At 32.7% G+C, this 25,639-nt stretch carries 22 protein-coding genes; 13 read left to right on the top strand and 9 right to left on the bottom strand.

The features are described 5' to 3' along the window. The first annotated feature begins 91 nt into the window (after positions 1-91). Both K1X16_RS00265 and K1X16_RS00260 read left to right on the top strand, forming a co-directional pair. Positions 92-247, top strand: a complete 156-nt coding sequence (locus K1X16_RS00265; RefSeq protein ID WP_195872096.1) for a YqaE/Pmp3 family membrane protein — start codon at positions 92-94, stop codon at positions 245-247. A gap of 14 nt (positions 248-261) precedes the next feature. Next, complete coding sequence (locus K1X16_RS00260; RefSeq protein WP_225034601.1) at positions 262-894, top strand: SDR family oxidoreductase; 633 nt, start codon at positions 262-264, stop codon at positions 892-894. A gap of 109 nt (positions 895-1,003) precedes the next feature. On the opposite strand, the gene recG is transcribed toward K1X16_RS00260, so the two are convergent. Continuing rightward, a complete protein-coding gene (gene recG / locus K1X16_RS00255; protein ID WP_195872094.1) occupies positions 1,004-3,106 on the bottom strand; it encodes an ATP-dependent DNA helicase RecG in 2,103 nt (700 codons plus the stop codon). A gap of 270 nt (positions 3,107-3,376) precedes the next feature. On the opposite strand from recG, the gene K1X16_RS00250 reads away from it, so the two are divergent. Genes K1X16_RS00250 through K1X16_RS00240 form a run of 3 tightly spaced genes read left to right on the top strand, consistent with a single transcriptional unit; the run spans position 3,377 to position 7,166 of the window. Beyond that, complete coding sequence (locus tag K1X16_RS00250; protein ID WP_225034600.1) at positions 3,377-5,341, top strand: M1 family metallopeptidase; 1,965 nt, start codon at positions 3,377-3,379, stop codon at positions 5,339-5,341. Further along, complete coding sequence (locus tag K1X16_RS00245; protein ID WP_225034599.1) at positions 5,341-6,246, top strand: patatin family protein; 906 nt, start codon at positions 5,341-5,343, stop codon at positions 6,244-6,246. Before K1X16_RS00250 ends, K1X16_RS00245 begins: the two co-directional genes overlap by 1 nt. A gap of 23 nt (positions 6,247-6,269) precedes the next feature. Next, on the top strand, positions 6,270-7,166 hold the full coding sequence (locus tag K1X16_RS00240) for a patatin family protein (protein ID WP_195872091.1): 897 nt from the start codon (positions 6,270-6,272) through the stop codon (positions 7,164-7,166). A 137-nt stretch (positions 7,167-7,303) separates the two neighbouring features. Here K1X16_RS00240 and K1X16_RS00235 read toward each other — a convergent pair whose 3' ends face one another. The 4 genes from K1X16_RS00235 to K1X16_RS00220 form a co-directional block, all read right to left on the bottom strand. After that, positions 7,304-7,852 (bottom strand): hypothetical protein, encoded by a 549-nt coding sequence (locus K1X16_RS00235; RefSeq protein WP_225034598.1) that lies wholly within the window; start codon positions 7,850-7,852, stop codon positions 7,304-7,306. Beyond that, positions 7,842-8,333, bottom strand: coding sequence for an RNA polymerase sigma factor (locus tag K1X16_RS00230; protein ID WP_225034597.1), 492 nt, complete (start codon positions 8,331-8,333; stop codon positions 7,842-7,844). The genes K1X16_RS00235 and K1X16_RS00230 overlap by 11 nt, the downstream gene beginning before the upstream one ends. Further along, positions 8,333-9,181 (bottom strand): alpha/beta fold hydrolase, encoded by an 849-nt coding sequence (locus tag K1X16_RS00225; protein WP_225034596.1) that lies wholly within the window; start codon positions 9,179-9,181, stop codon positions 8,333-8,335. Before K1X16_RS00225 ends, K1X16_RS00230 begins: the two co-directional genes overlap by 1 nt. Positions 9,182-9,435: 254 nt before the next feature. Continuing rightward, complete coding sequence (locus K1X16_RS00220) at positions 9,436-10,389, bottom strand: Fic family protein (RefSeq protein ID WP_225034595.1); 954 nt, start codon at positions 10,387-10,389, stop codon at positions 9,436-9,438. A gap of 316 nt (positions 10,390-10,705) precedes the next feature. On the opposite strand from K1X16_RS00220, the gene K1X16_RS00215 reads away from it, so the two are divergent. Further along, positions 10,706-11,845 carry a lycopene cyclase family protein gene (locus tag K1X16_RS00215; protein ID WP_225034594.1) on the top strand — a complete coding sequence of 380 codons (1,140 nt, stop codon included), beginning with the start codon at positions 10,706-10,708 and terminating at the stop codon, positions 11,843-11,845. 86 nt (positions 11,846-11,931) lie between these two features. Here the strand turns inward: K1X16_RS00215 and K1X16_RS00210 are convergent, their stop codons facing one another. Beyond that, positions 11,932-12,165, bottom strand: a complete 234-nt coding sequence (locus tag K1X16_RS00210; RefSeq protein WP_195872587.1) for a hypothetical protein — start codon at positions 12,163-12,165, stop codon at positions 11,932-11,934. Positions 12,166-12,216: 51 nt separating this feature from the next. Continuing rightward, positions 12,217-12,666, bottom strand: coding sequence for an SRPBCC family protein (locus K1X16_RS00205; RefSeq protein ID WP_195872586.1), 450 nt, complete (start codon positions 12,664-12,666; stop codon positions 12,217-12,219). 252 nt (positions 12,667-12,918) lie between these two features. Between K1X16_RS00205 and K1X16_RS00200 the strand changes: the two genes are divergently transcribed. The 7 genes from K1X16_RS00200 (at position 12,919) to K1X16_RS00170 (ending at position 24,326) form a co-directional block, all read left to right on the top strand. Continuing rightward, positions 12,919-14,865 (top strand): peptidylprolyl isomerase, encoded by a 1,947-nt coding sequence (locus tag K1X16_RS00200; RefSeq protein ID WP_225034593.1) that lies wholly within the window; start codon positions 12,919-12,921, stop codon positions 14,863-14,865. Between the two features lie 12 nt (positions 14,866-14,877). Continuing rightward, positions 14,878-15,729: a peptidyl-prolyl cis-trans isomerase gene (locus K1X16_RS00195; RefSeq protein ID WP_225034592.1), complete on the top strand. Its 852-nt coding sequence runs from the start codon at positions 14,878-14,880 to the stop codon at positions 15,727-15,729. Next, complete coding sequence (locus K1X16_RS00190) at positions 15,692-17,137, top strand: peptidylprolyl isomerase (protein WP_225034591.1); 1,446 nt, start codon at positions 15,692-15,694, stop codon at positions 17,135-17,137. Before K1X16_RS00195 ends, K1X16_RS00190 begins: the two co-directional genes overlap by 38 nt. A gap of 6 nt (positions 17,138-17,143) precedes the next feature. Beyond that, positions 17,144-18,097 carry an AAA family ATPase gene (locus K1X16_RS00185; protein WP_195872583.1) on the top strand — a complete coding sequence of 318 codons (954 nt, stop codon included), beginning with the start codon at positions 17,144-17,146 and terminating at the stop codon, positions 18,095-18,097. 287 nt (positions 18,098-18,384) lie between these two features. Further along, positions 18,385-21,159: a bifunctional aconitate hydratase 2/2-methylisocitrate dehydratase gene (locus K1X16_RS00180; protein ID WP_225034590.1), complete on the top strand. Its 2,775-nt coding sequence runs from the start codon at positions 18,385-18,387 to the stop codon at positions 21,157-21,159. A gap of 210 nt (positions 21,160-21,369) precedes the next feature. After that, entirely contained in the window at positions 21,370-23,637 is a 2,268-nt protein-coding gene (locus K1X16_RS00175; RefSeq protein WP_195872581.1) for an aconitate hydratase, read from the top strand. A gap of 113 nt (positions 23,638-23,750) precedes the next feature. Further along, positions 23,751-24,326 (top strand): TlpA family protein disulfide reductase, encoded by a 576-nt coding sequence (locus K1X16_RS00170; protein WP_225034589.1) that lies wholly within the window; start codon positions 23,751-23,753, stop codon positions 24,324-24,326. Here K1X16_RS00170 and K1X16_RS00165 read toward each other — a convergent pair. Beyond that, complete coding sequence (locus K1X16_RS00165; protein WP_195872579.1) at positions 24,319-24,765, bottom strand: sterol desaturase family protein; 447 nt, start codon at positions 24,763-24,765, stop codon at positions 24,319-24,321. The two genes, K1X16_RS00170 and K1X16_RS00165, sit on opposite strands and share 8 nt — an antisense overlap. Before the next feature lie 18 nt (positions 24,766-24,783). Then, complete coding sequence (locus tag K1X16_RS00160) at positions 24,784-25,623, bottom strand: phytoene/squalene synthase family protein (protein ID WP_225034588.1); 840 nt, start codon at positions 25,621-25,623, stop codon at positions 24,784-24,786. Positions 25,624-25,639 lie beyond the last annotated feature (16 nt).

Raw genomic sequence — 25,639 nt, 5'->3', positions numbered from 1 at the left:
GGTTTTCAATTTGCGCTAACATAACTATCAAACAAGTTAATGAATTTATGGTGTTTGCTTTAAGTTTGTCGAGAACTTAAAAAGCAAGCAAATGTCTTTACTATCTATAATTCTATCTATTCTATTGCCACCATTAGCAGTGTTTTTAAAACACGGTTTAGGGTCCGAATTTTTAATTAGCCTTTTACTGACGCTTGTTGGTTGGTTGCCTGGAGTGATTTATGCATTTTATGTAAATAGTAAATAAAAACAATACACACCATGGAAAATATATTAGTTGCTGGTGCTTCTGGTACCACAGGAAAACAAGTTGTTAAGCTTCTAAAATCTACGCAATACTTTAATCCAGTTGCTATGGTTAGAAAAGAAGAACAACAAAAACAATTCAAGAAAGAAGGTGTAGAAACCGTCCTTGCAGACTTAACAGAAGATCTAACACATACTGTAAAGGGTATTGATAAGGTTATTTTTGCAGCTGGTTCTGGAGGTAAGAATGTTGTTGAAGTTGACCAAGAAGGCGCAAAACGCTTAATAGCTGTGGCTAAAATGGCAAATGTAAACCGTTTTGTGCTCCTTAGTTCAATGGGAGCGGATAAGCCAGAAGAATCAGATGTGTTAAAAGACTACTTGCGAGCAAAACAAAACGCAGATGAACACCTTAAACAGAGTGGATTAAAGTATGTTATTGTAAGACCAGGAGCTTTAAATAACAAGGAGGCTAAAGGCACTATTGAATTAAAAGAAAAATTAAATAAGCGAGGAGAAATTAGTAGAGCAGATGTAGCTCAAACGCTTGTAAAAGCACTAAATGATGATGCTCCGTATAATTCTACTTTCGAAATTTTAGAAGGTGATACAATTATCAGTGAAGCTCTAAATGAATTGAAAAATTAGAAAAAGAAAATTACCCGTTGGATAATTGATTAGTAGCGCGAAAAGAGATACTTTATTACAAAGTGTCTCTTTTTATTTTTAGATAATCTAAGTTATAACTTAAGAGAGCTTAACTTATATAATTCCAAATATTACGATACTTACTCATTTGTCTATAGGTATGAAGAATTACTTTATGATCAGGCGAAATCAAGCTAGGATCTAGTTTAAGAATGTTTTTAGCGTAATAACGCGATTGTTCTAAGATGTCTTTATCTTTTACGATGTCTGCAATTCTCAGGTTTAAAACTCCACTTTGTTGCGTTCCCATAATGTCGCCTGGACCTCTTAGTTTTAAATCGACTTCAGCAATTTCAAAGCCATCACTACTTCTAACCATGGTTTCTAATCTGGTTTTACTGTCTTGGCTTAGTTTGTGGCTGGTCATTAAAATACAATAACTCTGTTCAGCACCACGACCAACGCGTCCACGCAATTGGTGTAATTGCGATAAGCCAAAGCGTTCTGCACTTTCAATAATCATCACAGAAGCATTCGGTACATTAACTCCAACTTCAATAACAGTTGTTGCAACCATAATTTGAGTTTCACCTTTTACAAAACGCTCCATTTCGTAATCTTTATCTGCAGGTTTCATTTTACCATGCACAATTGAGATGTGATAATTTGGCATTGGGAATTCTCTTGAGACACTTTCATAACCATCCATTAAATCTTTATAATCCATTTTTTCGCTTTCTTGAATTAATGGATACACAATATAAATTTGTCGACCTAAAGCGATTTCATCTTTCATAAATTTGAAAACTTTCAGTCTGTTACTGTCATATCTATGAACTGTTTTTATGGGTTTTCTTCCGGCTGGTAATTCGTCAATTACAGAAATATCTAAGTCGCCATAAACCGACATTGCTAAGGTTCTTGGAATAGGAGTTGCTGTCATCACTAAAACATTAGGAGGTAGCTCATTTTTGTGCCATAATTTACTTCTTTGTTTTACGCCAAAACGGTGTTGCTCATCTACAATTGCGAGGCCTAAATTTTTGAATTTCACCTTATCCTCAAGAAGTGCATGTGTACCAATTAAGATTTGTAAATTACCATTTTCGAGATTTTGATGAATTATTTTTCTGTCTGAAGTTTTAGTTGAGCCAGTTAATAGTGATATACTGATTCCTAATGGCTTGCATAGCTCTTGTAATCCTTGGTAATGCTGTACTGACAAAATAGCAGTTGGCGCCATTAAACAACATTGAAAACCATTGTCAAGTCCCATGAGCATTGACATAAACGCAACTATGGTCTTGCCAGAGCCCACATCTCCTTGCAAAAGGCGATTCATCTGCGCATTACTACCTAAATCATTTCTAATTTCTTTTAAAACACGCTTCTGTGCATTGGTTAATTCAAAAGGTAAATGATCTTTGTAAAAGGTGTTAAAGTAGTCTCCGACTTTATCAAAAGTAAAGCCTTTTATTTTCGATTTATGAATAAGATTTTTAATGATTAATTGAAGCTGAATGTAAAATAATTCTTCAAATTTTAATCGAAATTGAGCTCTTGCGAGAAGCTCTGGAGTCTTCGGAAAATGAATATTAAAAAGCGCGTCAGATTTTGAAATTAATTTTAAATCCGTCATTATAGAAGCTGGTAATGTTTCAACAAACCTCCCTTTAGTTTCTAAAAACAATTGTTGCATAATATTAGTAACAACCTTGTTTGTGATTCCCTTATTTGATAATTTTTCGGTAGAAGGATAAATAGCTTGCATTGCAGATCGCAAATTGCGTTCGTGTTCAGATTGCAACTCAATTTCGGGATGTGGCATGCTGAATTTTCCAGCAAACCAATTGGTTTTTCCAAAAATCACATAAGTTTTACCGGTTTTTAGACTTTCACGTATCCACTTCTGACCTCTAAACCAAACGAGTTCCATCATTCCGGTGTCATCTCTAAAATCAGCAACCAATCGCTTGCCTCTTTTTTGAGCAACTTCCCTAAATCCTGTGATTTTTCCAATAATTTGAACTTCGGCGTTGTTGCGTTGTAGTTCATTAATTTTGTAGTACCTAGTGCGATCTATATACCGATTTGGAAATAAATTTATAAGGTCTTGATATGTCTGAATACCCAACTCTGAGCGCAATAAATCTGCTCGGTTTGGACCAACACCTTTTAGATAATCTATGGGAGTTTGTAAATTGACACTCATAGTTGCGAATTTACCAAATTCCTACGAATGCAGGAATCTCTTTTTACTGTCATTCTGAACAAAGTGTAGAATCTCAATAAATAAATCTTGGTGTTGTCATTACAACGAATAGAGTAATCTATTTTTTGTCACTTCGAATGTTTTATGAGGGACGAGCAAATTGTATCGAGAAGTTATTGGTTCTCGAAACAAAATTTGAAAAAACAAATTTCACGCGAACTGACGAAAGAAAAGTTGTATTTTAGTCTCATTCTTGCTCAAATCTTATTTATGAAGAATTTTTTTGTTGCCTTTTGTATTTTTTTTACGAGCTTATTTTTTGCTCAGCAAACGGATGATGTCGATTTTTTAAGTGCTACTGCTAATATTGAATTTGAGGCAGACTCAACACGTGTATTTGGTAATGTTAATTATCGATTTAAAATGTTAAAAGATGCTGACTCAGTTAGTCTTGATGCGATTAATATGAAATTCGATAGAGTTGCTTTGGATGGTTCGTCTTTTGAAAACTATGAGAACAATCAAAAAAGAATAATTTTTAGGAATACGTTTAAAAAAGATGTCATTTATAATATTTCTTTTGATTACGATGCAAAACCTAAAAAAGCGATGTATTTCATGAAACGTGATAATGATAACCAAATCTGGACTCAAGGTCAAGGGAAATACACGAGTAACTGGCTACCAAGTATTGATGATGTTAATGATAAAATTGAATTCGATTTGTCATTAACGTATCCTAATAACTATGAGGCTTTAGCTAACGGTAAATTAATAGAAAAACAAATTGGAGATTCATTAACAACTTGGCGATACGACATGCAAAAACCAATGTCAAGTTACCTAGTCGCAGCAGTCATAGGCAAATACAACAAAAAAACAGAAACGTCAAAAAGCGGTATTCCTTTAGAATATTACTATTATCCAGAAGATTCCCTAAAAGTTGAACCAACATACCGTTATACAAAACAAATGTTCGATTTTTTAGAGGAAGAAATTGGCTTTGCGTATCCTTGGCAAAACTATAAACAGGTGCCTGTTCACGATTTTTTATATGCAGGAATGGAAAACACAAGCCTTACTATTTTTTCGGATGCCTTTGTGGTGGATAGTATTGGTTTTAATGATAAAAATTACGTCAATGTTAACGCACACGAATTGGCGCATCAGTGGTTTGGTGATTTGGTTACTGCGACATCTAGTGAGCACCATTGGCTGCAAGAAGGTTTTGCAACCTATTATGCGCTTTTGGCAGAACGCGATGTTTTTGGTGATAATTATTTTTATTACAAACTTTTAGAATCCGTAATTGCGTTAAGTCAACAAGATCTTTCCGGAAATGGAACCTCACTTTTAGATCCAAAATCGAGTAGTTTAACCTTTTATCAACGAGGAGCATGGGTTTTACACGTATTAAGATATAAGGTTGGTGATGCTATTTTTAAAAAAGCAGTTAAAAATTATTTAGAAAAACATCAATTTACTAATGTTGAAACGTCCGATTTTATTGCTGAAGTTGAAAAATTATATGGACAATCCTTATCTCGTTTTGTGAATTATTGGATTAAAAATAAAGCCTTTCCTTACGATGAAGCCTATACAATTCTAAAACGTCAATCTACTTTTATCAATGAGTATGCAATGGTAGATTGTGAAGCCAAATCATCAAAGTGCGAAGAATACCTTAAATATTATGTCTCAGATGAAGCAAAAGTGAAGGTTGTTTCGCAAATGCCATCATTGGTAACATCAGATGTATTTAAAAACAGTTTAAAGGTGAGGCAAGCCATTTCAGAACATGTCACTAAAATTCCGGAAGCACTGAAAGAAGACTATGAATCTTTATTAGATGATAAGTCTTATGTTACCATAGAAAACGCCTTATATAATCTTTGGGTTAATTTTCCTTTAGAACGTTCTAAGTATCTTTCAAAAACAAGAAAAGTAATAGGCTTTAAGGATAAGAATGTGCGTATGTTGTGGATTGTTTTAAATTTAAATACACCGTATTACGACGCAGATAATAAGCAGGAATTGTTTAATGAGTTAGTCGGTTATACAGATGAAACGTATAATGCAGATGTAAGAATTAAGGCTTTTAATTATTTAGATTTAATCAAATCTTGTAATGACATCTGTCAATCTAATTTAGAAAAAGCAAAATCACATCACAACTGGAGATTGGTTAAATTCGCTAAAGAGCAATCCGAAAACCTTGAAAATAAAGTCGATTAATGAGAGCGTTAGTAATATCTGGAGGTGGGAGTAAAGGTGCATTTGCAGGTGGCGTTGCGCAATATCTTATTGAAAATAAAAAACATAAATACGATTTGTTTATTGGAACTTCAACAGGAAGCCTTTTAGTATCTCATTTAGGTCTAAACAAAGTCGAAAAAATAAAACAAGTCTATACCAGTGTAAATAACGGTGACATTTTTGATAATTGTCCTTTTATTATTAGAAAGAAAAAAGGTGTAGAAACTATAGCGATTAATCATTTTGCGGTACTTCTAAATTTATTGAAAGGCCACAAGACTTTTGGGTCGAGTCTCAATTTGAAAAAGCTCATTAAAAGAACGCTAACAAAAGACGAGTTTTTGATACTTAAAGAAAGTGCTACTGATATAGTGGTTACGGTTTCAAACTTATCGCTCAATCAGGTGGAGTATAAGTCTATTAATGATTTTGATTACGATGAATTTTGCGATTGGATTTGGATGTCGTGCAATTACACACCATTTATGTCTTTAGTAAAGAAAAATGGTTGTGAATATGCAGATGGCGGACTTGGTGTAATGGTGCCAATTGAAGAGGCTATAAAACGCGGAGCAACCACAGTTGATGCCATTATTTTGCAAACAGAAGTCACGCAATTAAATAGAATGCCATCAACCAATGCGTTTTCATTATTAACTAACATGTTTGCGTTTATGCTAGATAGAATAGAAAGTCAAAATATTAAAATAGGTAAGTTTGTGGCTTCAAATCAAAATGCTATCATTAATTTTTATTATACTCCAACGGTTTTAACGACCAATTCACTTGTTTTCGATAAAGATAAAATGACGAGATGGTGGCAAAGTGGATTTAATTATGCGTCTTTTAAAGATGAAGAAGTGAGTCCAATAGAAACAGAATAAATCAATACTAAATTTAAAATTAAATGCGAGCATTAGTAATATCTGGTGGTGGAAGCAAAGGAGCTTTTGCTGGTGGTGTAGCACAATACCTAATAGAACGCGAAAAACATAATTACGATTTGTTTTTAGGAACCTCTACAGGAAGTTTATTAGTCCCACATTTAGCTGTTAACGAAATTGGAAAACTCTACGATATCTTTACCAACGTACAGCAGCAAGATATTTTTAGTATAAGCCCGTTTGTTCAGCACAAAAAAGGAGACAGAGAGTACGTATCTATTGATTTTGTTAATTCGCTATGGCAGTTTATTAGGCGTAAACGTACATTTGGAGAAAGCAAAGCACTTAGAAAAAACATAAGAAAAAATGTTACTTATGAAGAATATCAGCGCATTAGAAAAGAAAAACACGATGTTGTTGTAACAGTTTCTAACTTGTCTATGAATCGTGTTGAATATAAATCGATACAAGAGTGTTCTTATGAAGAGTTTTGTAATTGGATTTGGATTTCGTGCAACTATATTCCATTTATGTCGCTGGTAAAAGTGGATGGTTATGAATATGCTGATGGTGGTTTAGGATCTGTAATTCCAATTAGAGAAGCCATTCAACGTGGTGCCACAGAAGTAGATGCTATTGTTTTAGAAGCTGAAACTTTAGGAAAGCAAAAAGTATTGGGTAAAAATCCCTTTTCACTAATGATTAGTTTGTTTGGGCACTTATTAGATCAGGTGGAGCGAAATGATATTCTTATCGGAAAATTAGCAGCGCGAAATAAAAACGTAAAACTAAATTTATACTACACACCAACAAGTTTAACCGAAAACTCACTGATTTTTAGTAAACGATTAATGGAAAAGTGGTGGAATGAAGGCTACGAATATGCGGAGCGACGACATGAGAAAGGAAACAAGCGTTAAGTGGCATTTATTTAATTTTGATTGTTGTTTGATTAAAATTATAAAAGTACTTTAGTCAAAACTTAATGGGTTTTTACTTGTTTTTTACCACAGTACTTTGTTGTGCAACGTTGTTTTTTTCAAATTGATATTTTTTATCATTTATGCAATTGTTTTAAATAGCGTTGTTCTTTAATAGTGCTTTTAACAATAATAGCAATAACAACAATAAGAGAAATAACCCCTGAAATTAGAATGTAAGTGTAAAACCCTTTTGAAAAGTAATCCTTAAAGTAAGGTAGTAGCAAATAAAATCCAAATATATAAACTGCAATGCAGATTGGTGTAATAACAAAGTTTATCATTTGTCGAGCTTTATAATACTTTTTCAGATAGGCAAAGTAAGATTTTTGAGCCATCGAGATGAGTTGTTTTTCTTTGCGATATAACGAATAGAACTCCAAGATAATTCGCAATGTAAGACTAGAAATCATTAGAATTAAACCTAAATTAAAGGTGTTCCATTGATTGAATGCATAATAAAATGCATAGATTATCAATATAATCACTGTCAAGGACATAACGGTGATACTGATATATTGACTGTTACGTTGCTTCTTTGCTTTTATGATTATATCTTTGGGATTAAAGTTTGATATTTCATTAGCTTGATTATCCCATAATTTATTTAAGTTATCATTTTCCATTTGTGATACATTTTAAAAGTGATTTTCGAATACGACTCAATCGTGTTCTTAAAGTTCCGTGTGCTAAACCAACGGTGTCTGCAATAGTAGCTTGTGGTATGTTTTCTAGTTCTAATAATATCAATGCTTTATTTTGCTCGTTTAGTTGGTCTATACAGTGATACATTTTTTTGATATTACCTTCATTATTGTCAATGTTATCATCATAGTTACTATTTGACAATAAGTCTTCATTAATAGTGATGCTTTTTCTTGGTTTACGTAAATCCCCTAAACAAACATTTACTGCAATTCTATAAATCCAAGTGTCTATAGACGACTTTTCTTTAAATGAGTTTCTATGCTTCCAAACCTTTATAAAAGTCTCCTGAAGCCATTCTTTTGCAAGCTCATTATTTCCTGATGCATACCCTAAACATAATCTGTGAATTTTAGAAGCGTGTAAATTATAGATGTTAGTAAATTCTTGTTCTGAAATCATTATTTAGATGATAATATCGTTTGCACTTGTTTCATAAACCATTCGGGTTTGTCAAGCATTATAAAATGAGCACTATCTTCCGCTATAATAAAATTGTAATCTTTTAAATTTGCATACTGATTTTTATAAGTTTGCTTAACCATTTCCTCACCGTATGGTTGTGATGCTGCAATTATAGTAACTGGAATCGAAATGTTTTTTAAATTTTCTCTAAGGTCTAATTTAAGGTAATCTGTATATCCATAAACATATGTTTTTCGGTCAGATTCTAGTATCCAGTTCTTAATTTTTTCTTGAGCTGATTCTTTAAGGCTCATACCTTTTGACATTGTTGTGGCAGTTTGCTCAAAGGTTACATCATCCATTGCTAGTTGTTGATTGTTATATGCACTTTCATAAGCCAAATTTTCAGGGTTGAAATCAGGAATCATTAATGCGCCTGAAGCAGGAAGCGCATCAATTAATATGATTTTAGAAAGTTTTAAGTCGTTTTGTGAAGCAAGCCAAGTGGCAATGGTACCGCCCAAACTGTGTCCAATTATGGTAGTATTTTGCAAGTCGTTTTTTAAGATATAGTTTTTTAGAGACTCGTTAACTTTAGGTAACCAAGGGAATTCTATGGGTTCTTTTCCTCCAAAACCAGCTAAAGTTACTATATGACATTCGTAATTTTTTTCAAGTTTCTTTACTAGTGGATTCCAAATGTTTCCAGGAACTGTAAACCCTGGAATTAATATGATAGGTTTACCTTTTCCTGTAACTTCTACACTGATAGGCTGACTTTCATTTTTTGCATAAATAGATAAAGAAAATACAAATGAGACGAATAATAAAATAAGATTTTTCATTGTTTTTAAGTTTTGATTTCCCTTTAGATGCGGAAATCAAAAAATGTTACATCTTATTTTAAAAGTGGTATAAAATAAGGTCAATTTATTCTTTGATAATGGTTGGTCAAAATGTTGCACAACGGTTTTGTGAATGTTTAGTTGCGTGGTTCGGTAGCTAATTTAGCAAACTTTCACGAACCAAAGGAAATTCCGCAGGAATTTTCGCAAGTAAGCTCAAAAAGGCAATTAATTATACACGGTGTTGTGCCCAGTTATTTTAAACGATAGATTGTTTTATTTTTTTCTCCTATTTTTTCAAATAAATTCAATTCTGCTCCTTTCTTTAAATCTCTACTTGCAGTTGCTGAAGAAATATCTTTAAAAATATCCATATAATCTTTTCTTGTAAATTCAGTTTTATTTAATGAAACATAGTATTCTAATCTATCTTTTTCATTTAACGTTCTATTATTAAAATCTAATAGTTGACTTATTGAAATGTCAATAACGTTTAGCATATATTCAATAAACTTAGTTGATTTTCCAGATTTATCACTTTCAGCCAAAGCTTTGTAATATTTTTCTTGGTCATTACTGATTAAAGTTTCAAAAGGTAAAAACTCAAATATTGGATATTTTTCCATTAAAATTAAAGTTTGCCATAATCTTCCCATTCTGCCATTTCCATCCAAGAATGGATGTGTAAATTCCATTTCGTAATGGAAAACACAACTTTTAATTAATTCAATTTCATCAGACTTTTCCAAATATTCAAAAAGGTCTTTCATTAAGTATGGTACATTTCCAAATTGTGGTGCTAAATGCTCAACTTTAGAGCCTTTTACAATTCCGACACTTTGAGTCCTATATTTTCCAGAATTTTCAATTAAACCTTCCATTAGGTTTTGATGTGCTTCTAAAAAGGATTTTTCATTAGAAGGATTGAAATTTTCTAAATTTTCATAGGTTTTGATTGCATTTAGAACTTCAAGAACATCTTTTTTAGGACCAATAACTCTTTTGTTTTCAAGAAGTGCTGTTATTTGTTCTTCTGTAAGTGTGTTTCCTTCTATTTTTAATGAAGAATGAATAGTTTTAATTCTATTCTGTTTTCTCAATTTAGGTGAAGGTTTGTTTAATAAATTAGCATTTACTTCTCCTATTTTCTCTGAAATAGAAGTTATTAATTTTAAAATAGAAGATGTTATTTCGTAAGGTGGTTTCATTTGTGATACTATCATTTGATACTATCAAAGGTACAATCATTTAATCTGAATTATGTTATGAAACGTGATTTTTTAATTGGGCACAACTAGTTATATCACAATTTATAGTACTCGTATCCCGTAAATAAATCAGGTTATTATAAGTATGTGATTGTTGTTAAACTGTAAAGATAGGTTTTTATAACAAACACCATATGACGTGAGTTGAATTAATAAATACAATCAATTAGCAAGCTTTTGTTACAGCCCAGACGTATGAATTACATAAACCAAACAAAATGATTTACTTTTGTGTTTCAATCTATAATTTACCAATTTGGAGACATACGATTATATCATATTAGGTGCAGGAGCTTCAGGATTGTTGCTGGCATACCGAATGTCTAAAGATGCATTCTTTGATGATAAATCGATTTTAATTATAGACCAAACAAAAAACAAAGGCAACGATAGAACATGGTGTTATTGGGAAAATGGAGCAGGAGAATGGGATCACCTTGTAAGTAAAACATGGAATCATATTTACTTTGGAAGTGATGCCTTTTCTAAAACCCTTCCAATAGCTCCGTTTCAATACAAAATGCTGAGAAGCGAAGTCTTTTACAAGGCACTTTGGGAGCAAATAAACACCAAAGCTAATTTTACCTTTATAGAAACCGTTGTTGAACGTTGTACAGCGTCAACATCTGGTGTAGATGTTGTTTCAAAAACGGATAGCTATTTTGGGTTTAAAGTTTTTAATAGTTTACCAAATCCGGAAGTGTACAAATCACAACAGAAATATCCTTTAATTCATCAGCACTTTGTAGGTTGGTTTGTAAAAACAAACGTTGATTCGTTTGATGATACTAAGGCAACCTTTATGGATTTTACTGTGCCACAGAACGGAAATACACGCTTTATGTATGTGTTGCCAATAGATAAAAAAACGGCCTTATTTGAGTACACATTGTTTTCTAAAGAATTATTAGAATATTCTGATTATGAGGATGCTATTAAGAGCTACTTGAAGACAAAAAATGTATCTGATTACGACATTGTAGAAAAGGAAAAAGGCAATATTCCCATGACATCTTTTAAGTTTAGCGCCTTAAACTCTAAACACATTCTAAATATAGGTACTGCAGGTGGTTGGACAAAAGCAAGTACAGGTTACACCTTTTATAACACCTCAAAGAAAACAAAAGAGGTTATTGCATTTTTAAAGACGGATAACGACTTGTCGAAATTTCAAAAGCGGACAAAATATAATTTTTATGATGTAATATTTTTAGATGTATTAGCAAATCATAATGCCGAAGGAGCAGCACTTTTTTCGTCTATGTTCAAAAAGGCAAATATTAAAACTATTTTTAAATTTTTAGACGAAGAGTCTACGTGGTTAGAGGATTTAAAAATCATTTTATCAGTGCCACCAAAACGATTTATTCAGGCATTTTTTAAACGGTTGTTTTAATAGTATTAGGTCGAGAGCTATACTTTCAACTTAACAACTTAACAACTTAACAACTTAACAACTTAACAACTTAACAACTTAACAACTTAAGAATAAACCTGCCCTCTATGAGGTTTTAAAGCATCTCTAATAGGTTTCATTTCAGATTCATCTACAACTAAATACGCCAAACTATGCATGTCGCTTATGGTTTCGACACCTGTAATAGAAATGTCTAACGCATTAATTTCAATATATTCCTTTAAATGGATGAGATGATGTTCTGCTGTTTTTTGTCCTGCTGGACCTCTAAAATCCCAAATTAATTTTAACTTACGCATGCTTTAAATCCTCTTGTTTCTGTATAATATTTCGTTGGTGTACTCGGTAAATTACCTAATTGAAGTGCCTTGTTCAACAAAATTTTTAAAATTACTCATATAGGTTGCCGTTTGCTTTTTAAATACACTTGGCATTAAAAACAACATTAAGCTCATCTTTAAACTCGTTGGCTGACATTTTGTTTTAGAAATCCATTGGGTTGCGTTGTTCTCTATAACTTTAAAATAGTTTTCTTGAATATTACGCACACCATTTGTAGTATAGGTAACGTGTAATTCATTAGGGAATTCTTGCTTTGTTACGGTTTCAATGATTTCCATTTTACGATTTCCAAAACTAAAAGTTAATTTCATTTTAGCACCAAGTTCAGTTGGAGTTCCAGAAATGTGTTCAGTACTCACCAAGCCTTCTTGCCAATGTTTTAAATTGCCAATAGAACTATATTTTTTAATAACCTCAGATATAGATTTCTTAATTAATATTTCAGTGGTGTACTCCATGCAGTTTTGTAATTTTGATAAAAATATAAAAAGGCAAGTCAGAAGTTCAATCTAATCGATGTTAGGCTTTTTTAATTGTTAAAATCATCGTAAAATACATTAACATCTTATTGTGGTGTGATTTTTACGACGTATCTAGCAGTAATTATTAAAATAATGCTATTTAATCCTATTGCTAAATACGCTATTTATATTACTTTTGCTGAGTTTTAAAAGCATGTTTCTTATATCAATACAAATCAAGGTTAAATTATGAAACTTAATATTAAATGTCTGTTTTTGGTGTTTTTTGCACTAAATTTTTCTTTTTCTCAAGATAATGATGATGCTGTTCTTCTAGAGGTAGATGGAGAGCCTATTATGGCTTCAGAATTCTTAAGAGTCTACAACAAAAATTTAGATTTAGTTCAAGATGAAAGTCAAAAGGATATTGATGGCTATTTAAAACTATTTACAGAATATCAACTTAAACTAAAAGAAGCGAAACGTTTAAAGTTAGACGAAGATCAAAACTACCAACGCGAATTTACGCGCTATAAAAAACAGTTAATTAGCAACTATATCTCAGAGAATAAAGTTACTGATGCTTTGGTGACTGAAGCTTATGAGCGTTCTAATTTAGATATTAATGCATCACATGTTTTAGTGCGTTTAGATCCTTCAGTCAAAGATACTTTAGCGACGTATAATAAAGTTTTAGAACTTAGAAATCGTGTAATAGAAGAAGGGTTTGATAAGGTAAAAGCAGAAATGCATAACGGAGAAACTATCTTTCTTGAAGATTTAGGGTATTTCTCAGCTTTTAAAATGGTTTACGATTTTGAATCTGCAGCCTATAATACTAAAGCTGGTGAGATTTCAATGCCGTTTAGAACGCGTTTTGGTTACCATGTGGTTAAAGTAAATGAAAGAAGACCATCTAGAGGTACAGTAACCGTTGCACACATTATGGTGAATCTAAATCCGAAAGATTCATTAGCTAATCCTGAAGCTAGAATTAACGATATCTATAAGAAACTGAATCAAGGAGAAAGTTTCGATGCTTTAGCCAAACAGTTTTCAGAGGATAAAAGTTCTGCAAGAGAGGGTGGGAAAATGGCACCTTTTAAAAGTGGCCAGTTAAGTTCTTTGGAATTTGAAGATGTTGCTTTTAATTTAAAAGAAAATGGAGATATAAGTAAACCGTTTAAGTCTGCTTATGGTTGGCATATTGTAAAACGACTTAACCATAAACCAATTGAGCCCTTAGAAAATGTAAAGAATGCTTTAGAGACAAAAGTAAAAAGAGATTCTAGGTCGCAATTAATTCAAGAAGCGTTAATCAATAAGCTTAAAGATAAGTATGATATTGCATATAATGCTGAAGCTAAGACTTATTTTGAAGCTTTACTTTCTAAAGAGTTTTATAATAGAACATGGAGTTTACCTGAAGATTTTAAGGCAACTGACATAGTGTTTTCTATAAATAAAACCAATTTTACGTTTGAAGATTTCGGAAAACATTTAATCACAGCACAACGTATTTATTCAGGAAGAACCACAGATTTTGCTACTATTATAGACAAAGAATATGATAGCTTCTTTGAAAAATCAATCTTACAATACAGAGAAGATAATTTAGAAGTAGAAAACGTAGAATATGCTAATATTTTAAAAGAATATAAAGATGGTTTATTGCTGTTTGATCTCATGGAAAAAGAGGTTTGGAACAAGGCGTCTAAAGACTCTGTTGGTATTGAAACGTATTACAATAACAACAAATCTAATTACCAATGGTCAGATAGAGTTGAAGTAATAATGGCATCTTCTGCAGATAAGTCTCAAGCAAAGAAAATTCTTAAGTTAATGAAAAAGGGAGAATCTGAAGCGGCTATTAAAGATGAATTAAATACTAACGACAAGCAAAACGTTATCTTTACAAATGGTACTTTCGCTACAGATACCCCTATTTTACCTTCAGATTTTAAAGCTAAAAAAGGTGTTTCTGGTATTTATAAGCATAACGAATCTTTTCACGTTATTAATGTGATTGAGGTTTTACCAGCTGGACAAAAAACTTTAGAAGAAGCTAAAGGTAATGTTATTAATGATTATCAAGCTGAAATTGAATCTAACTGGATTAAGGATTTAAACAATCGTTTTAAAATAGAGGTAAATCAAGAAACGCTTAAAACTATTAAAACTAAAATCGGAAACTAATTCACCTAATTTTTGAAACACTTCTTTTACATATTTAGTATTTGTTTACTTTTTGCGAGTTGCGATTTTTTAAAAAAACCAGACACTCAAGATGCAGTAGCTAGAGTTAATGAAAGTTTTCTTTATAAGGAAGATATAAAAGATGTAGTTCCAGAAGGTACACCTAAAGAAGATAGTACGTTAATGGTTAACGCCTATATTGATCGTTGGGCAAGTCGCTTACTTTTAATGGATGGCGCTATGTTAAACCTGCCTGAAGAGAAGCAAGCTGAATTTTCTAAATTAGTAGAGCAATATAAAAACGACCTGTATACAAAAGCGTACTTAGAAGGCTTGGTTAAAAAGAATATAGATTCTGTAGTGCCACGCGAAACAGCAGAATTGTTCTACGAAAATAATAAAGAGTCTTTTAAATTGAATGATGATTTAATTCAGTTTAGATATATCAGTTTACCATTAAATCCGGTAAATTTAGATACTATTAAAACACGGTTTCAACGCTTCCAACCTAAAGATAAATCATATCTAGATTCTATATCTGTTCAATTTAGGTCGTATTCTTTAAACGATTCACTTTGGTTAAAAGTAAGTCGTGTAGCTGAAAAAATTCCGATTATTAATAATACCAATAAAAATGAACTGTTAAAAAAATCTAATTTTTTACAGCTCAAAGATTCATTAAACCTATATTTGATGTTGGTAAACGACGTACGACTTCAAAACGACTATGCGCCTTTGGATTATGTAAACTCGTCAATCACAAAAATTGTTATAAACAAGAGAAAATTAGAGCTCATTAAGCAACTCGAAAATGATATTACAAACGATGCTATCAAACAAAATAAATTCCAAACTTTTAATTAAAGCAACGCTTTTAGTTGGCTTTATATCTTTTACCTTTAGTAATGCTAATGCGCAAGAGATCATACAAGACGATGTACCACAAGTTGAAACAACAAAAGATACAATCGTAAAGAAAACAAGAATCAAAGCAGATGGTGTTGCCGCAGTGGTAGGTGACTATATTATTCTAGAATCTGATTTAGATAGAGAAATTGCACAACTTGAAGCACAAGGAGCAGACTTAAAAGGCTTTTCGAGATGTGAGCTTTTTGGGAGTTTGTTAGAGAGCAAGTTATATGCGCATCAAGCCATTCAAGATAGTGTTCTTGTTAACGAATTATATATTAAGTCGCGAACAGAACAGCAAATACAAGGTATTTTGGCACAGACCAAAGGCGATATGCAAGGTTTGTTAGATTTCTACAAAAAAGATTCTGAGCAAGCTTTACGTGAAGAGATGGATGAGATTAATAAAAATCAATATCTCGCACAAGAAATGCAAAACAAAGTAACTGGTGATATTGAAGTGACGCCAGAAGAGGTTCGTACGTTTTTTAACGATATTCCAGAAGATGAACGTCCTATATTTGGAACAGAACTTAAGTTGGCTCAAATTGTAATTATTCCTGAAGTTACGGAAGAATCTAAGCAAGCCGTTATTGATAAGTTAAAAGGATTCAAAACAGATATTGAAGAGAATGGCTCTAGTTTTACAACCAAAGTATTGTTTTATACTGAAGATTCTGCGTCTAAATCTACTGGAGGAAAATATACCTTAAATAGAAATCAGCCTAGAATGGTAAAAGAGTTTAGAGATGTGGCGTTCTCAATGCAAGAAGGTGAAATTTCAGAACCATTTGAAACTGACTTTGGTTATCATATCATTCTATTAGAAAAAATTAGAGGTCAAGAATATGATGTTAGACACATTTTAATTCGTCCGGAACTAACACAAGAAGCAATTAAAAAAGCTAAAGATCAAATTGATGAAGTTAGAGCTAAAATTGTAGATGGTTCTATAACTTTTGCAGAAGCGGCAAGAGAGTTTAGTGATGAAGAGGAAACAAAATATGAAGGAGGTCAAATGACCAACCCAACAACACAAGATTTTAATTTTGAATTAACGAGAATGGAGCCAGAATTATATGCACAGATTCAAAACTTAAAAGATGGTGAAATCAGTGAGGTTTTACAAGATGAAGATCGAGTGAATAGAATAAAATTTAAGATTTTAACTGTTACCGATCGTATAGATGATCACAAAGCAGATTTCGCTCAAGATTATTTAAAAATTAAAGAATTAGCCTTGCAAGATAAGCAAGTAGATGCTGTTGCTAAATGGCAAAAAAAGACCATTGAAGAAACTTACATTAAGATTAACGGTGAGTATAGAGACTGTGATTTTCAAGGGAATTGGTTAAAAAAATAATATAATATGTCTGATGTTGCAATAATTGAAAATTTTGTAAAAAAATATACTGCATTAAAGGAAGAAGTTGCTAAAGTTATCATTGGTCAAGATGAAGTTGTAAATCAAATATTAATTTCTATTTTTTCTGGTGGTCATTCCCTGTTAATAGGAGTTCCTGGTTTAGCAAAAACCTTAATGGTAAATACTATAGCACAAGCATTAGGTTTAAACTTTAAACGTATTCAGTTTACTCCAGATTTAATGCCAAGTGATATTTTAGGTAGTGAAATCTTAGATGAAAACAGACAGTTTAAATTTTTAAAAGGACCAATTTTTGCTAATATTATTTTAGCAGATGAGATTAACAGAACACCTCCAAAAACCCAAGCAGCTTTACTAGAAGCTATGCAAGAACGTGCGGTTACAGTGGCAGGACATCAGTATAAGTTAAACTTACCTTACTTTGTATTGGCAACTCAAAACCCAATAGAGCAAGAAGGAACTTATCCTTTACCAGAAGCACAATTAGACCGTTTTATGTTTGCTATTAATTTAGAATATCCTTCGTTCCAAGAAGAGGTAGATGTTGTAAAATCTACGACAACAGATGTTCATAAGACAGTAAATTCATTATTTACAGCGCAAGAAATTATCGATTTTCAAAATGTCATTCGTCGTATTCCTGTAGCAGATAATGTTATAGAATATGCGGTTTCTTTAGTGGCTAAAACAAGACCAAATGCAAGTTCTGCTGCAGATATAGTAAAAGAGTTTGTAGATTGGGGAGCAGGTCCTAGAGCGTCTCAAAATTTAATTTTAGCAGCTAAAACACATGCGGCTACAACCGGTAAATTTTCTCCAGATATTGAAAATGTTCAAGCTGTCGCCACCGGAATTCTAAGACACAGAATTATTAAAAACTACAAAGCCGAAGCCGAAGGCGTTACAGACGAAAAGATTATTCAAAGTTTATTCTAAGCACTCGTTTTCAATTTTATCATAGCGTTAAGCCTTCAAATGATACTTTGAGGTGATTTTATGCATAAAAAAGTCGAGATCTAAGAGTTCTTTCTTATCGAAAAATACCTGCAAAAGTACAATCATATAAAAATTTTATATCACTATCCTAAAATAGTATGATAATAATGTTTTAGGCTATTGTATTTATAAATCTTTATATTAATTTGCATGACTTTTAAATTTATAAATAAGACTGTATTTTTTACATCACTAAGATTAAAAAATAGTAACTAAAGATTTCTTACATGAGTATTTATCAAAATTACCTAAAGCAGATTGAAGAACGCAAAGATCAAGGACTTCATCCGCAGCCAATAGATGGTGCTGAATTATTAAGTAAAATCATTGATCAAATTAAAGATGTAGATAATGAGTATAGGGAGGATTCTCTTAACTTTTTTATTTATAATGTGTTACCAGGTACAACGAGTGCTGCAGGTGTAAAGGCTAAATTTTTAAAAGAAATTATTTTAGGCGAATCAATCGTTGAAGAAATAACTCCAGCATTTGCTCTAGAACAATTATCTCATATGAAAGGTGGACCTTCAGTTGAAGTCTTATTAGATTTAGCTTTAGGTGAAGACGTTGCTATAGCAGAAGAAGCTGCTAAGGTCCTAAAGACTCAGGTGTTTTTATATGAGGCAGATACAGACCGCTTAGAAGACGCTTTTAAATTGGGTAGTAAAATTGCTAAAGATATTATAGAGAGCTATGCAAAAGCAGAATTCTTTACTAAGTTACCAGAAATTGACGAAGAGATTAAGGTCGTAACATACATCGCAGGTGTAGGTGATATTTCTACCGATTTATTATCTCCTGGTGGTGATGCGCATTCAAGATCAGATCGTGAGTTACATGGGCAATGTATGTTTGAGCATAATAAAGAGATGCAAAATGAATTATTAGCATTAAAAGAAGCACATCCAGATAAACGTGTGATGCTAATTGCAGAAAAAGGAACCATGGGAGTGGGGTCTTCAAGAATGTCAGGTGTAAACAATGTGGCCTTATGGACAGGTATTTCATCTAGCCCATACGTACCATTTATAAACATTGCGCCTGTAATTGCTGGTACCAATGGTATTGCTCCAATTTTCTTAACAACAGTTGGTGTTACAGGCGGTATTGGATTAGACCTTAAAAATTGGGTGCAGCAAAAGGATGAGAATGGTAATACTATTGTTGATGAAGATGGAGAGCCAATTTTAAAAGAAGTCTATTCAGTTGCTACAGGAACTGTATTAACTATAAATACAAAAGAGAAAAAATTATACAACGGAGATCAAGAGCTTAAAGATGTTTCTGCTGCATTTACACCGCAGAAAATGGAGTTTATGAAAGCTGGTGGATCTTACGCCGTTGTCTTCGGTAAAAAATTACAAACATTTGCTTGTAACGTTTTAGGTATTGATATTCCTCAAGTATATGCACCTTCTAAAGAAGTGACTATTGAAGGACAAGGCTTAACAGCAGTAGAAAAAATATTCAATAAAAATGCAGTAGGTACTTCAGGTGCTACATTACATGCAGGTTCTTATGTTCGTGCAGAAGTAAATATTGTAGGGTCTCAAGATACTACTGGTTTAATGACATCTCAAGAATTAGAGATGATGGCTGCAACGGTAATCTCTCCTATTGTAGATGGCGCATACCAATCGGGTTGTCATACAGCGTCAGTTTGGGATGATAAGTCTAAAGCCAACATTCCAAGGTTAATGAGCTTTATGAACGATTTTGGTTTAATTACTGGTCGTGATCCAAAAGGGAAATATTTTCCAATGACAGATGTTATTCATAAAGTACTTAATGATATTACTGTTGGTGATTGGGACATTATTATTGGTGGAGATTCTCATACACGTATGTCTAAAGGAGTGGCGTTTGGTGCCGATTCTGGTACTGTAGCACTAGCTTTAGCGACAGGTGAGGCTTCCATGCCTATTCCAGAATCTGTAAAAGTAACCTTTAAAGGTCAAATGAAATCTTATATGGATTTCCGTGATGTGGTACATGCCACACAACAACAAATGTTGAAGCAATTTGGAGGGGAAAATGTATTCCAAGGTCGTGTGATTGAGGTTCATATCGGAACACTAACTTCAGATGAAGCTTTCACATTTACAGATTGGACAGCTGAAATGAAAGCTAAGGCTTCTATCTGTATTTCTGAAGATGAAACATTAATCGAATCTTTAGAGATTGCTAAAGGTCGTATCCAAATCATGATTGCTAAAGGTATGGATAACGAGAAGCAAGTTCTTAAAGGTCTTGTTGAAAAAGCAGAAACTAGAATTACAGAGCTTAAAACTGGTATTAAACCATCTTTAAGACCAGATGCTAATGCAAAATATCATGCAGAAGTTATTATTAATTTAGATGAAATAGCTGAACCAATGATAGCAGATCCAGATGTGAATAACGAAGATGTTTCTAAGCGTTACACGCATGATAATATTAGACCATTATCATACTACGGTGGAACTAAAAAAGTTGATTTAGGATTTGTAGGCTCTTGTATGGTACATAAAGGCGATATGAAAATATTAGCTCAAATGTTAAAGAACATTGAAGCTCAACAAGGTAAAGTTGAATTTAAAGCACCTTTAGTTGTTGCACCTCCTACATATAATATTGTAGATGAGTTAAAGGCAGAAGGAGATTGGGAAGTATTACAAAAATACTCAGGCTTTGAGTTTGATGATAATGCACCAAAAGGATTAGCACGTACTAAGTACGAAAACATGTTATACCTAGAGCGTCCAGGTTGTAATTTATGTATGGGTAACCAAGAAAAAGCAGAACCAGGAGATACGGTTATGGCAACATCTACACGTTTATTCCAAGGACGTGTTGTAAAAGATGATGGAGAGAAAAAAGGAGAGTCTTTATTATCATCTACACCAGTGGTAGTTTTATCTACAATATTAGGTAGAACACCTACTTTAGCTGAATATGAAGCTGCTGTTGATGGTATTGTTTTAACGAAGTTTAAGCCTTCTACGAAACAATTAGTGAGATAATTAATATTTTATACTATAAGTTAAAGCCTGAATTTTAGATTCAGGCTTTTTGTTTTTTAATACGTTTTATTTCCACAAAACCTTGTTTCCAATTTAGAATAATTATATATAGAAAATTCCTATTCCACTATCGCTATTATATGTATCGAACGCTTTTAAAGTACTATTGCATTTTGTATATTAGTAGAATTAAAATTTAAAAAAAAGACTATGGCATTTGATATTGATATGATTAAAGAGGTTTATGCTAACATGACTGAGCGCGTTGATGCAGCTAAAGCAATTGTTGGTAAGCCATTGACACTTTCAGAAAAAATACTTTACTCACATTTGTGGGATGGAAAACCTAATAAAGCGTTTACCAGAGGAAAGGATTATGTAGACTTTGCTCCAGACCGTGTAGCTTGTCAAGATGCAACTGCGCAAATGGCGTTATTACAGTTTATGCAAGCAGGAAAACCTAAAGTGGCTGTACCAACTACAGTTCATTGTGATCACTTAATTCAAGCTAAAGATGGTGCTGATACAGATTTAAAGCACGCAAACCAAACGAGTAGTGAGGTATTTAACTTTTTAGAATCGGTATCTAATAAATATGGTATTGGATTCTGGAAACCAGGTGCTGGTATTATTCATCAAGTGGTATTAGAAAATTATGCATTTCCTGGTGGAATGATGATTGGTACAGATTCACATACTGTAAATGCAGGTGGATTAGGAATGGTTGCTATTGGAGTTGGTGGTGCTGATGCTGTTGATGTCATGGCAGGAATGGCTTGGGAGCTTAAATTCCCTAAGTTGATTGGTGTGAAGTTAACCGGAAAACTTTCAGGTTGGACAGCGCCAAAAGATGTTATTTTAAAAGTCGCTGAAATTCTAACTGTAAAAGGTGGAACAGGTGCGATTGTAGAATATTTTGGTCCTGGTGCAACATCAATGTCTTGTACAGGTAAAGGAACTATTTGTAACATGGGAGCTGAAATAGGAGCGACGACGTCTACATTTGGTTACGATGATTCTATGGAACGTTATTTACGTGCTACCGAAAGAGCAGATGTTGCAGATGCAGCAAATGCTATTAGACCATACTTAACAGCAGATGACGAAGTATACGCTAATCCAGAACAGTATTTCGATCAGGTTATAGAAATTAATTTATCTGAATTAGGACCATTATTAAATGGACCTTTTACACCAGACTTATCTACTGAAGTAGGTAGTGATATGACTAAAAAAGCTACTGAAAATGAATGGCCATTACAAGTAGAATGGGGACTTATTGGTTCGTGTACTAATTCATCTTACGAAGATTTATCGAGAGCATCATCTATTGCACAACAAGCTTTAGATAAAGGCTTAAAAATGAAATCTGAATTAGGAATTAATCCTGGTTCTGAGCAAGTGAGATTTACAGCAGATCGTGATGGGATTCTTGGCATATTTAAAGAATTAGATGCTAAAATATTTACAAACGCTTGTGGTCCTTGTATCGGACAATGGGCAAGATATAATGACCCTAAAAATGCACCTAAAAATAGTATAGTACACTCTTTTAATAGAAACTTTGCTAAGCGTGCTGATGGGAATCCAAATACACATGCATTTGTTGCTTCACCAGAATTGACAGCAGCAATAGCTATTTCTGGACGTTTAGACTTTAACCCATTAACAGATAAACTTATCAATGAAAATGGTGAAGAAGTGATGTTCGAAGAACCAACAGGATGGGAATTACCACCAAAAGGTTTTGAAGTTAAAGAGAATGGTTATTTAGCACCTGTTGCCGATGGAAGTGGATTAGAAGTAACTGTAGATCCTAATTCTGAAAGATTAGAGCTACTAACTCCTTTTGAGCCTATCGGAAATGAAATTAAAGGGGCTAAGTTATTAATTAAAGCCTTTGGCAAATGTACAACCGATCATATTTCAATGGCTGGTCCATGGTTACGATTTAGAGGTCATTTAGATAATATTTCTAACAACTGTTTAATTGGAGCTGTTAATGCGTTCGGTAAGAAAACCAACTTTGTTAAAAACCAATTAACAGATGAGTTTGGTGGAGTACCAGATACAGCAAGAGCTTATAAAGCGGCTGGAGTTTGGTCAGTTGTTGTTGGTGATCATAACTATGGAGAAGGTTCTTCAAGAGAGCATGCAGCTATGGAACCAAGACATTTAGGTGTAGCAGCTGTTATCGTAAAATCATTTGCGCGTATTCATGAAACCAACCTTAAAAAACAAGGTATGTTAGGTTTAACTTTTGATAATGAAGCAGATTACGATTTAATTCAAGAAGATGATACATTTAACTTTACGGACTTAAATGAGTTTGCACCAGACAAACAATTGCATCTTGAAATTGTGCACTCAGATGGATCTAAAGATGTTATTGCATTAAATCATACCTATAATGAAGCACAAATTAAATGGTATAATGAAGGTTCTGCTTTAAACTTAATTAAGAAGCAAAACGCTTAATAAAGCGACCGCAATATTTTATAGACTCCCAGTTATTTTAACTGGGAGTTTTTTGTATCTTATTTTGAAAGGAATGTATTATATAGCGACCATTATTAAAATGGAATTTCAGTATGAAACAGAAAAGATGGACTAAGAGTAATATTATATTTGTAGCTGTTATACTGCTTTTTATAATTCCGCAAACACGTTCGTTTTTTCAAGTTTGGGTTCATAAAGGCATGAGCTACTTTAATCAATCTTCAATAATCGATAAAGAAGAACGTAAGTCGGTAAGTTATTCTAACTGGAAACTAATTTCTGATTCGCAATTAGATTTAGATTTTAAGGATACAAAAGGTAAAGTGGTATTTATAAACTTTTGGGCGACTTGGTGCCCTCCATGTATTGCAGAAATGCCTAGTATTCAAGATGTATATAACGACTATAATGACAAGGTTGTATTTCTTTTTGTAACTACTGATGATTTTGATAAGGTAGAAAAATTCAAAACTAAAAATGGATTCAATTTTGAAGTTTACAGCCCATTGAGTGCTCCTCCTTTAGAATTATCTGTACATTCAATTCCTAGAACTTTTATAATTAATAAGAGCGGTGAGATTGTAGTAGATGAGTCTGGAGCTGTAGATTGGAATAGTAAAAAAGTAAGGAGTCAGCTCGACGAATTGCTTTCAGAACAACCTATTTAAAATACTTAAAAGGAACTATAAGCATTCCAAAATTCTCTCCTTTGTGTTTTCCTAAATGCTTATGATGAATCTTGTGCGCACGTCTTAAACCTCTCGCATATTTATTATCAACGTTTCTAAATAGTTTAAAACGTTGATGAATAAAAATATCATGAACGATAAAATAAGCCATACCATAAACTAGTATGCCTAGTCCAATTGGCAAGGTGTACCAAATAGCTTCATAACTCCAGAGATAGAAACATAGGATGCTTACAATGGCATAAAAGACAAAAAAGGCATCATTTCTTTCAAACCAACTATCGTGATCCTTTTGATGATGGTCTTTATGTAGGTTCCATAAAAATCCATGCATTATGTATTTATGCGTAAACCACGCATTAAACTCCATAATAAAGAAGGTGCCTAAAAAAATTAATATCCAAAAAACGGTTTGCATTATAGAGGCTTTAAAAGGTTACAGTAAATTTAATTGATATTTAACGTAACTGCGTGTTAATAATTCTATTTTTCTATAATTAGGAACCCTAATTCTTGTCGATTTTATTTGTAAAGCTGGTGTCTTTTTAAGTTTTTCTAAAAGTTTACTATAATATCGATATGCCATAAATACACCAAACTTAGCTTCTAATGGCAATCGTTTAATGCCTTCTAAGCCTTTTTCAAAATCTTCTTCAATTTCAGTAATAATGGCCTTTTTTGAAGCTTCATCAAGCTTATTTAAATCAGTGTTTGGAAAATAAGTTCTACTTAAGTCTTCAAAATCTTCTTTTAGGTCTCGTAAAAAGTTCACTTTCTGAAACGCAGATCCCAAACTCATCGCTGAGTCTTTTAATGCGTCAAATTTAGCATTGTCTCCTTTTACAAAAACTTTTAAGCACATTAAGCCAACAACATCTGCTGAGCCATAAATATAGGTTTTGTATTCAGCGTCAGTTAAATAATCTTTTTTGTGAAGATCTAAACGCATGCTGTCCATAAACGAATTGACCAAATGTTTATCAATACCATATTTATGATAGGTTTCTTGAAAAGAATTTAGAATAGGGTTAAGGCTAATTTTATGTTCTAATGCTGCTTCAAGATCACTCTCAAACATATTAAAGAGTTTTTCTTTATCATAATCATGAAATGAATCTACAATTTCATCAGCAAATCTAACAAAACCATAAATATTGTATATGTCTTGCCTAATACTAAGGGAAAGCATTTTAGTCGCCATTGAGAATGAGGTACTGTAAGCTTGTGTGACAGCCTTACTACAAGTATGGGAAACATGGTCAAAAATTAATTTCATAAGTGTAATTTTTTAG

Origin of the sequence: Winogradskyella sp. SM1960 (assembly GCF_020179375.1) — a bacterium.
GTDB lineage: Bacteria > Bacteroidota > Bacteroidia > Flavobacteriales > Flavobacteriaceae > Winogradskyella > Winogradskyella marina.
The sequence above is the reverse complement of the archived record's forward strand: the minus strand, read 5'-3'. Positions and strand labels throughout refer to the sequence as shown.

Excerpts from the sequence above, each read along its gene's own strand:
- K1X16_RS00265 (WP_195872096.1), top strand. The coding sequence starts at position 92 with ATGTCTTTACTATCTATAATTCTATCTATTCTATTGCCACCATTAGCA.
- K1X16_RS00260 (WP_225034601.1), top strand. The coding sequence starts at position 262 with ATGGAAAATATATTAGTTGCTGGTGCTTCTGGTACCACAGGAAAACAA.
- recG (WP_195872094.1), bottom strand. The coding sequence starts at position 3,106 with ATGAGTGTCAATTTACAAACTCCCATAGATTATCTAAAAGGTGTTGGT.
- K1X16_RS00250 (WP_225034600.1), top strand. The coding sequence starts at position 3,377 with ATGAAGAATTTTTTTGTTGCCTTTTGTATTTTTTTTACGAGCTTATTT.
- K1X16_RS00245 (WP_225034599.1), top strand. The coding sequence starts at position 5,341 with ATGAGAGCGTTAGTAATATCTGGAGGTGGGAGTAAAGGTGCATTTGCA.
- K1X16_RS00240 (WP_195872091.1), top strand. The coding sequence starts at position 6,270 with ATGCGAGCATTAGTAATATCTGGTGGTGGAAGCAAAGGAGCTTTTGCT.
- K1X16_RS00235 (WP_225034598.1), bottom strand. The coding sequence starts at position 7,852 with ATGGAAAATGATAACTTAAATAAATTATGGGATAATCAAGCTAATGAA.
- K1X16_RS00230 (WP_225034597.1), bottom strand. The coding sequence starts at position 8,333 with ATGATTTCAGAACAAGAATTTACTAACATCTATAATTTACACGCTTCT.
- K1X16_RS00225 (WP_225034596.1), bottom strand. The coding sequence starts at position 9,181 with ATGAAAAATCTTATTTTATTATTCGTCTCATTTGTATTTTCTTTATCT.
- K1X16_RS00220 (WP_225034595.1), bottom strand. The coding sequence starts at position 10,389 with ATGAAACCACCTTACGAAATAACATCTTCTATTTTAAAATTAATAACT.
- K1X16_RS00210 (WP_195872587.1), bottom strand. The coding sequence starts at position 12,165 with ATGCGTAAGTTAAAATTAATTTGGGATTTTAGAGGTCCAGCAGGACAA.
- K1X16_RS00205 (WP_195872586.1), bottom strand. The coding sequence starts at position 12,666 with ATGGAGTACACCACTGAAATATTAATTAAGAAATCTATATCTGAGGTT.
- K1X16_RS00200 (WP_225034593.1), top strand. The coding sequence starts at position 12,919 with ATGAAACTTAATATTAAATGTCTGTTTTTGGTGTTTTTTGCACTAAAT.
- K1X16_RS00190 (WP_225034591.1), top strand. The coding sequence starts at position 15,692 with ATGCTATCAAACAAAATAAATTCCAAACTTTTAATTAAAGCAACGCTT.
- K1X16_RS00185 (WP_195872583.1), top strand. The coding sequence starts at position 17,144 with ATGTCTGATGTTGCAATAATTGAAAATTTTGTAAAAAAATATACTGCA.
- K1X16_RS00180 (WP_225034590.1), top strand. The coding sequence starts at position 18,385 with ATGAGTATTTATCAAAATTACCTAAAGCAGATTGAAGAACGCAAAGAT.
- K1X16_RS00175 (WP_195872581.1), top strand. The coding sequence starts at position 21,370 with ATGGCATTTGATATTGATATGATTAAAGAGGTTTATGCTAACATGACT.
- K1X16_RS00170 (WP_225034589.1), top strand. The coding sequence starts at position 23,751 with ATGAAACAGAAAAGATGGACTAAGAGTAATATTATATTTGTAGCTGTT.
- K1X16_RS00165 (WP_195872579.1), bottom strand. The coding sequence starts at position 24,765 with ATGCAAACCGTTTTTTGGATATTAATTTTTTTAGGCACCTTCTTTATT.
- K1X16_RS00160 (WP_225034588.1), bottom strand. The coding sequence starts at position 25,623 with ATGAAATTAATTTTTGACCATGTTTCCCATACTTGTAGTAAGGCTGTC.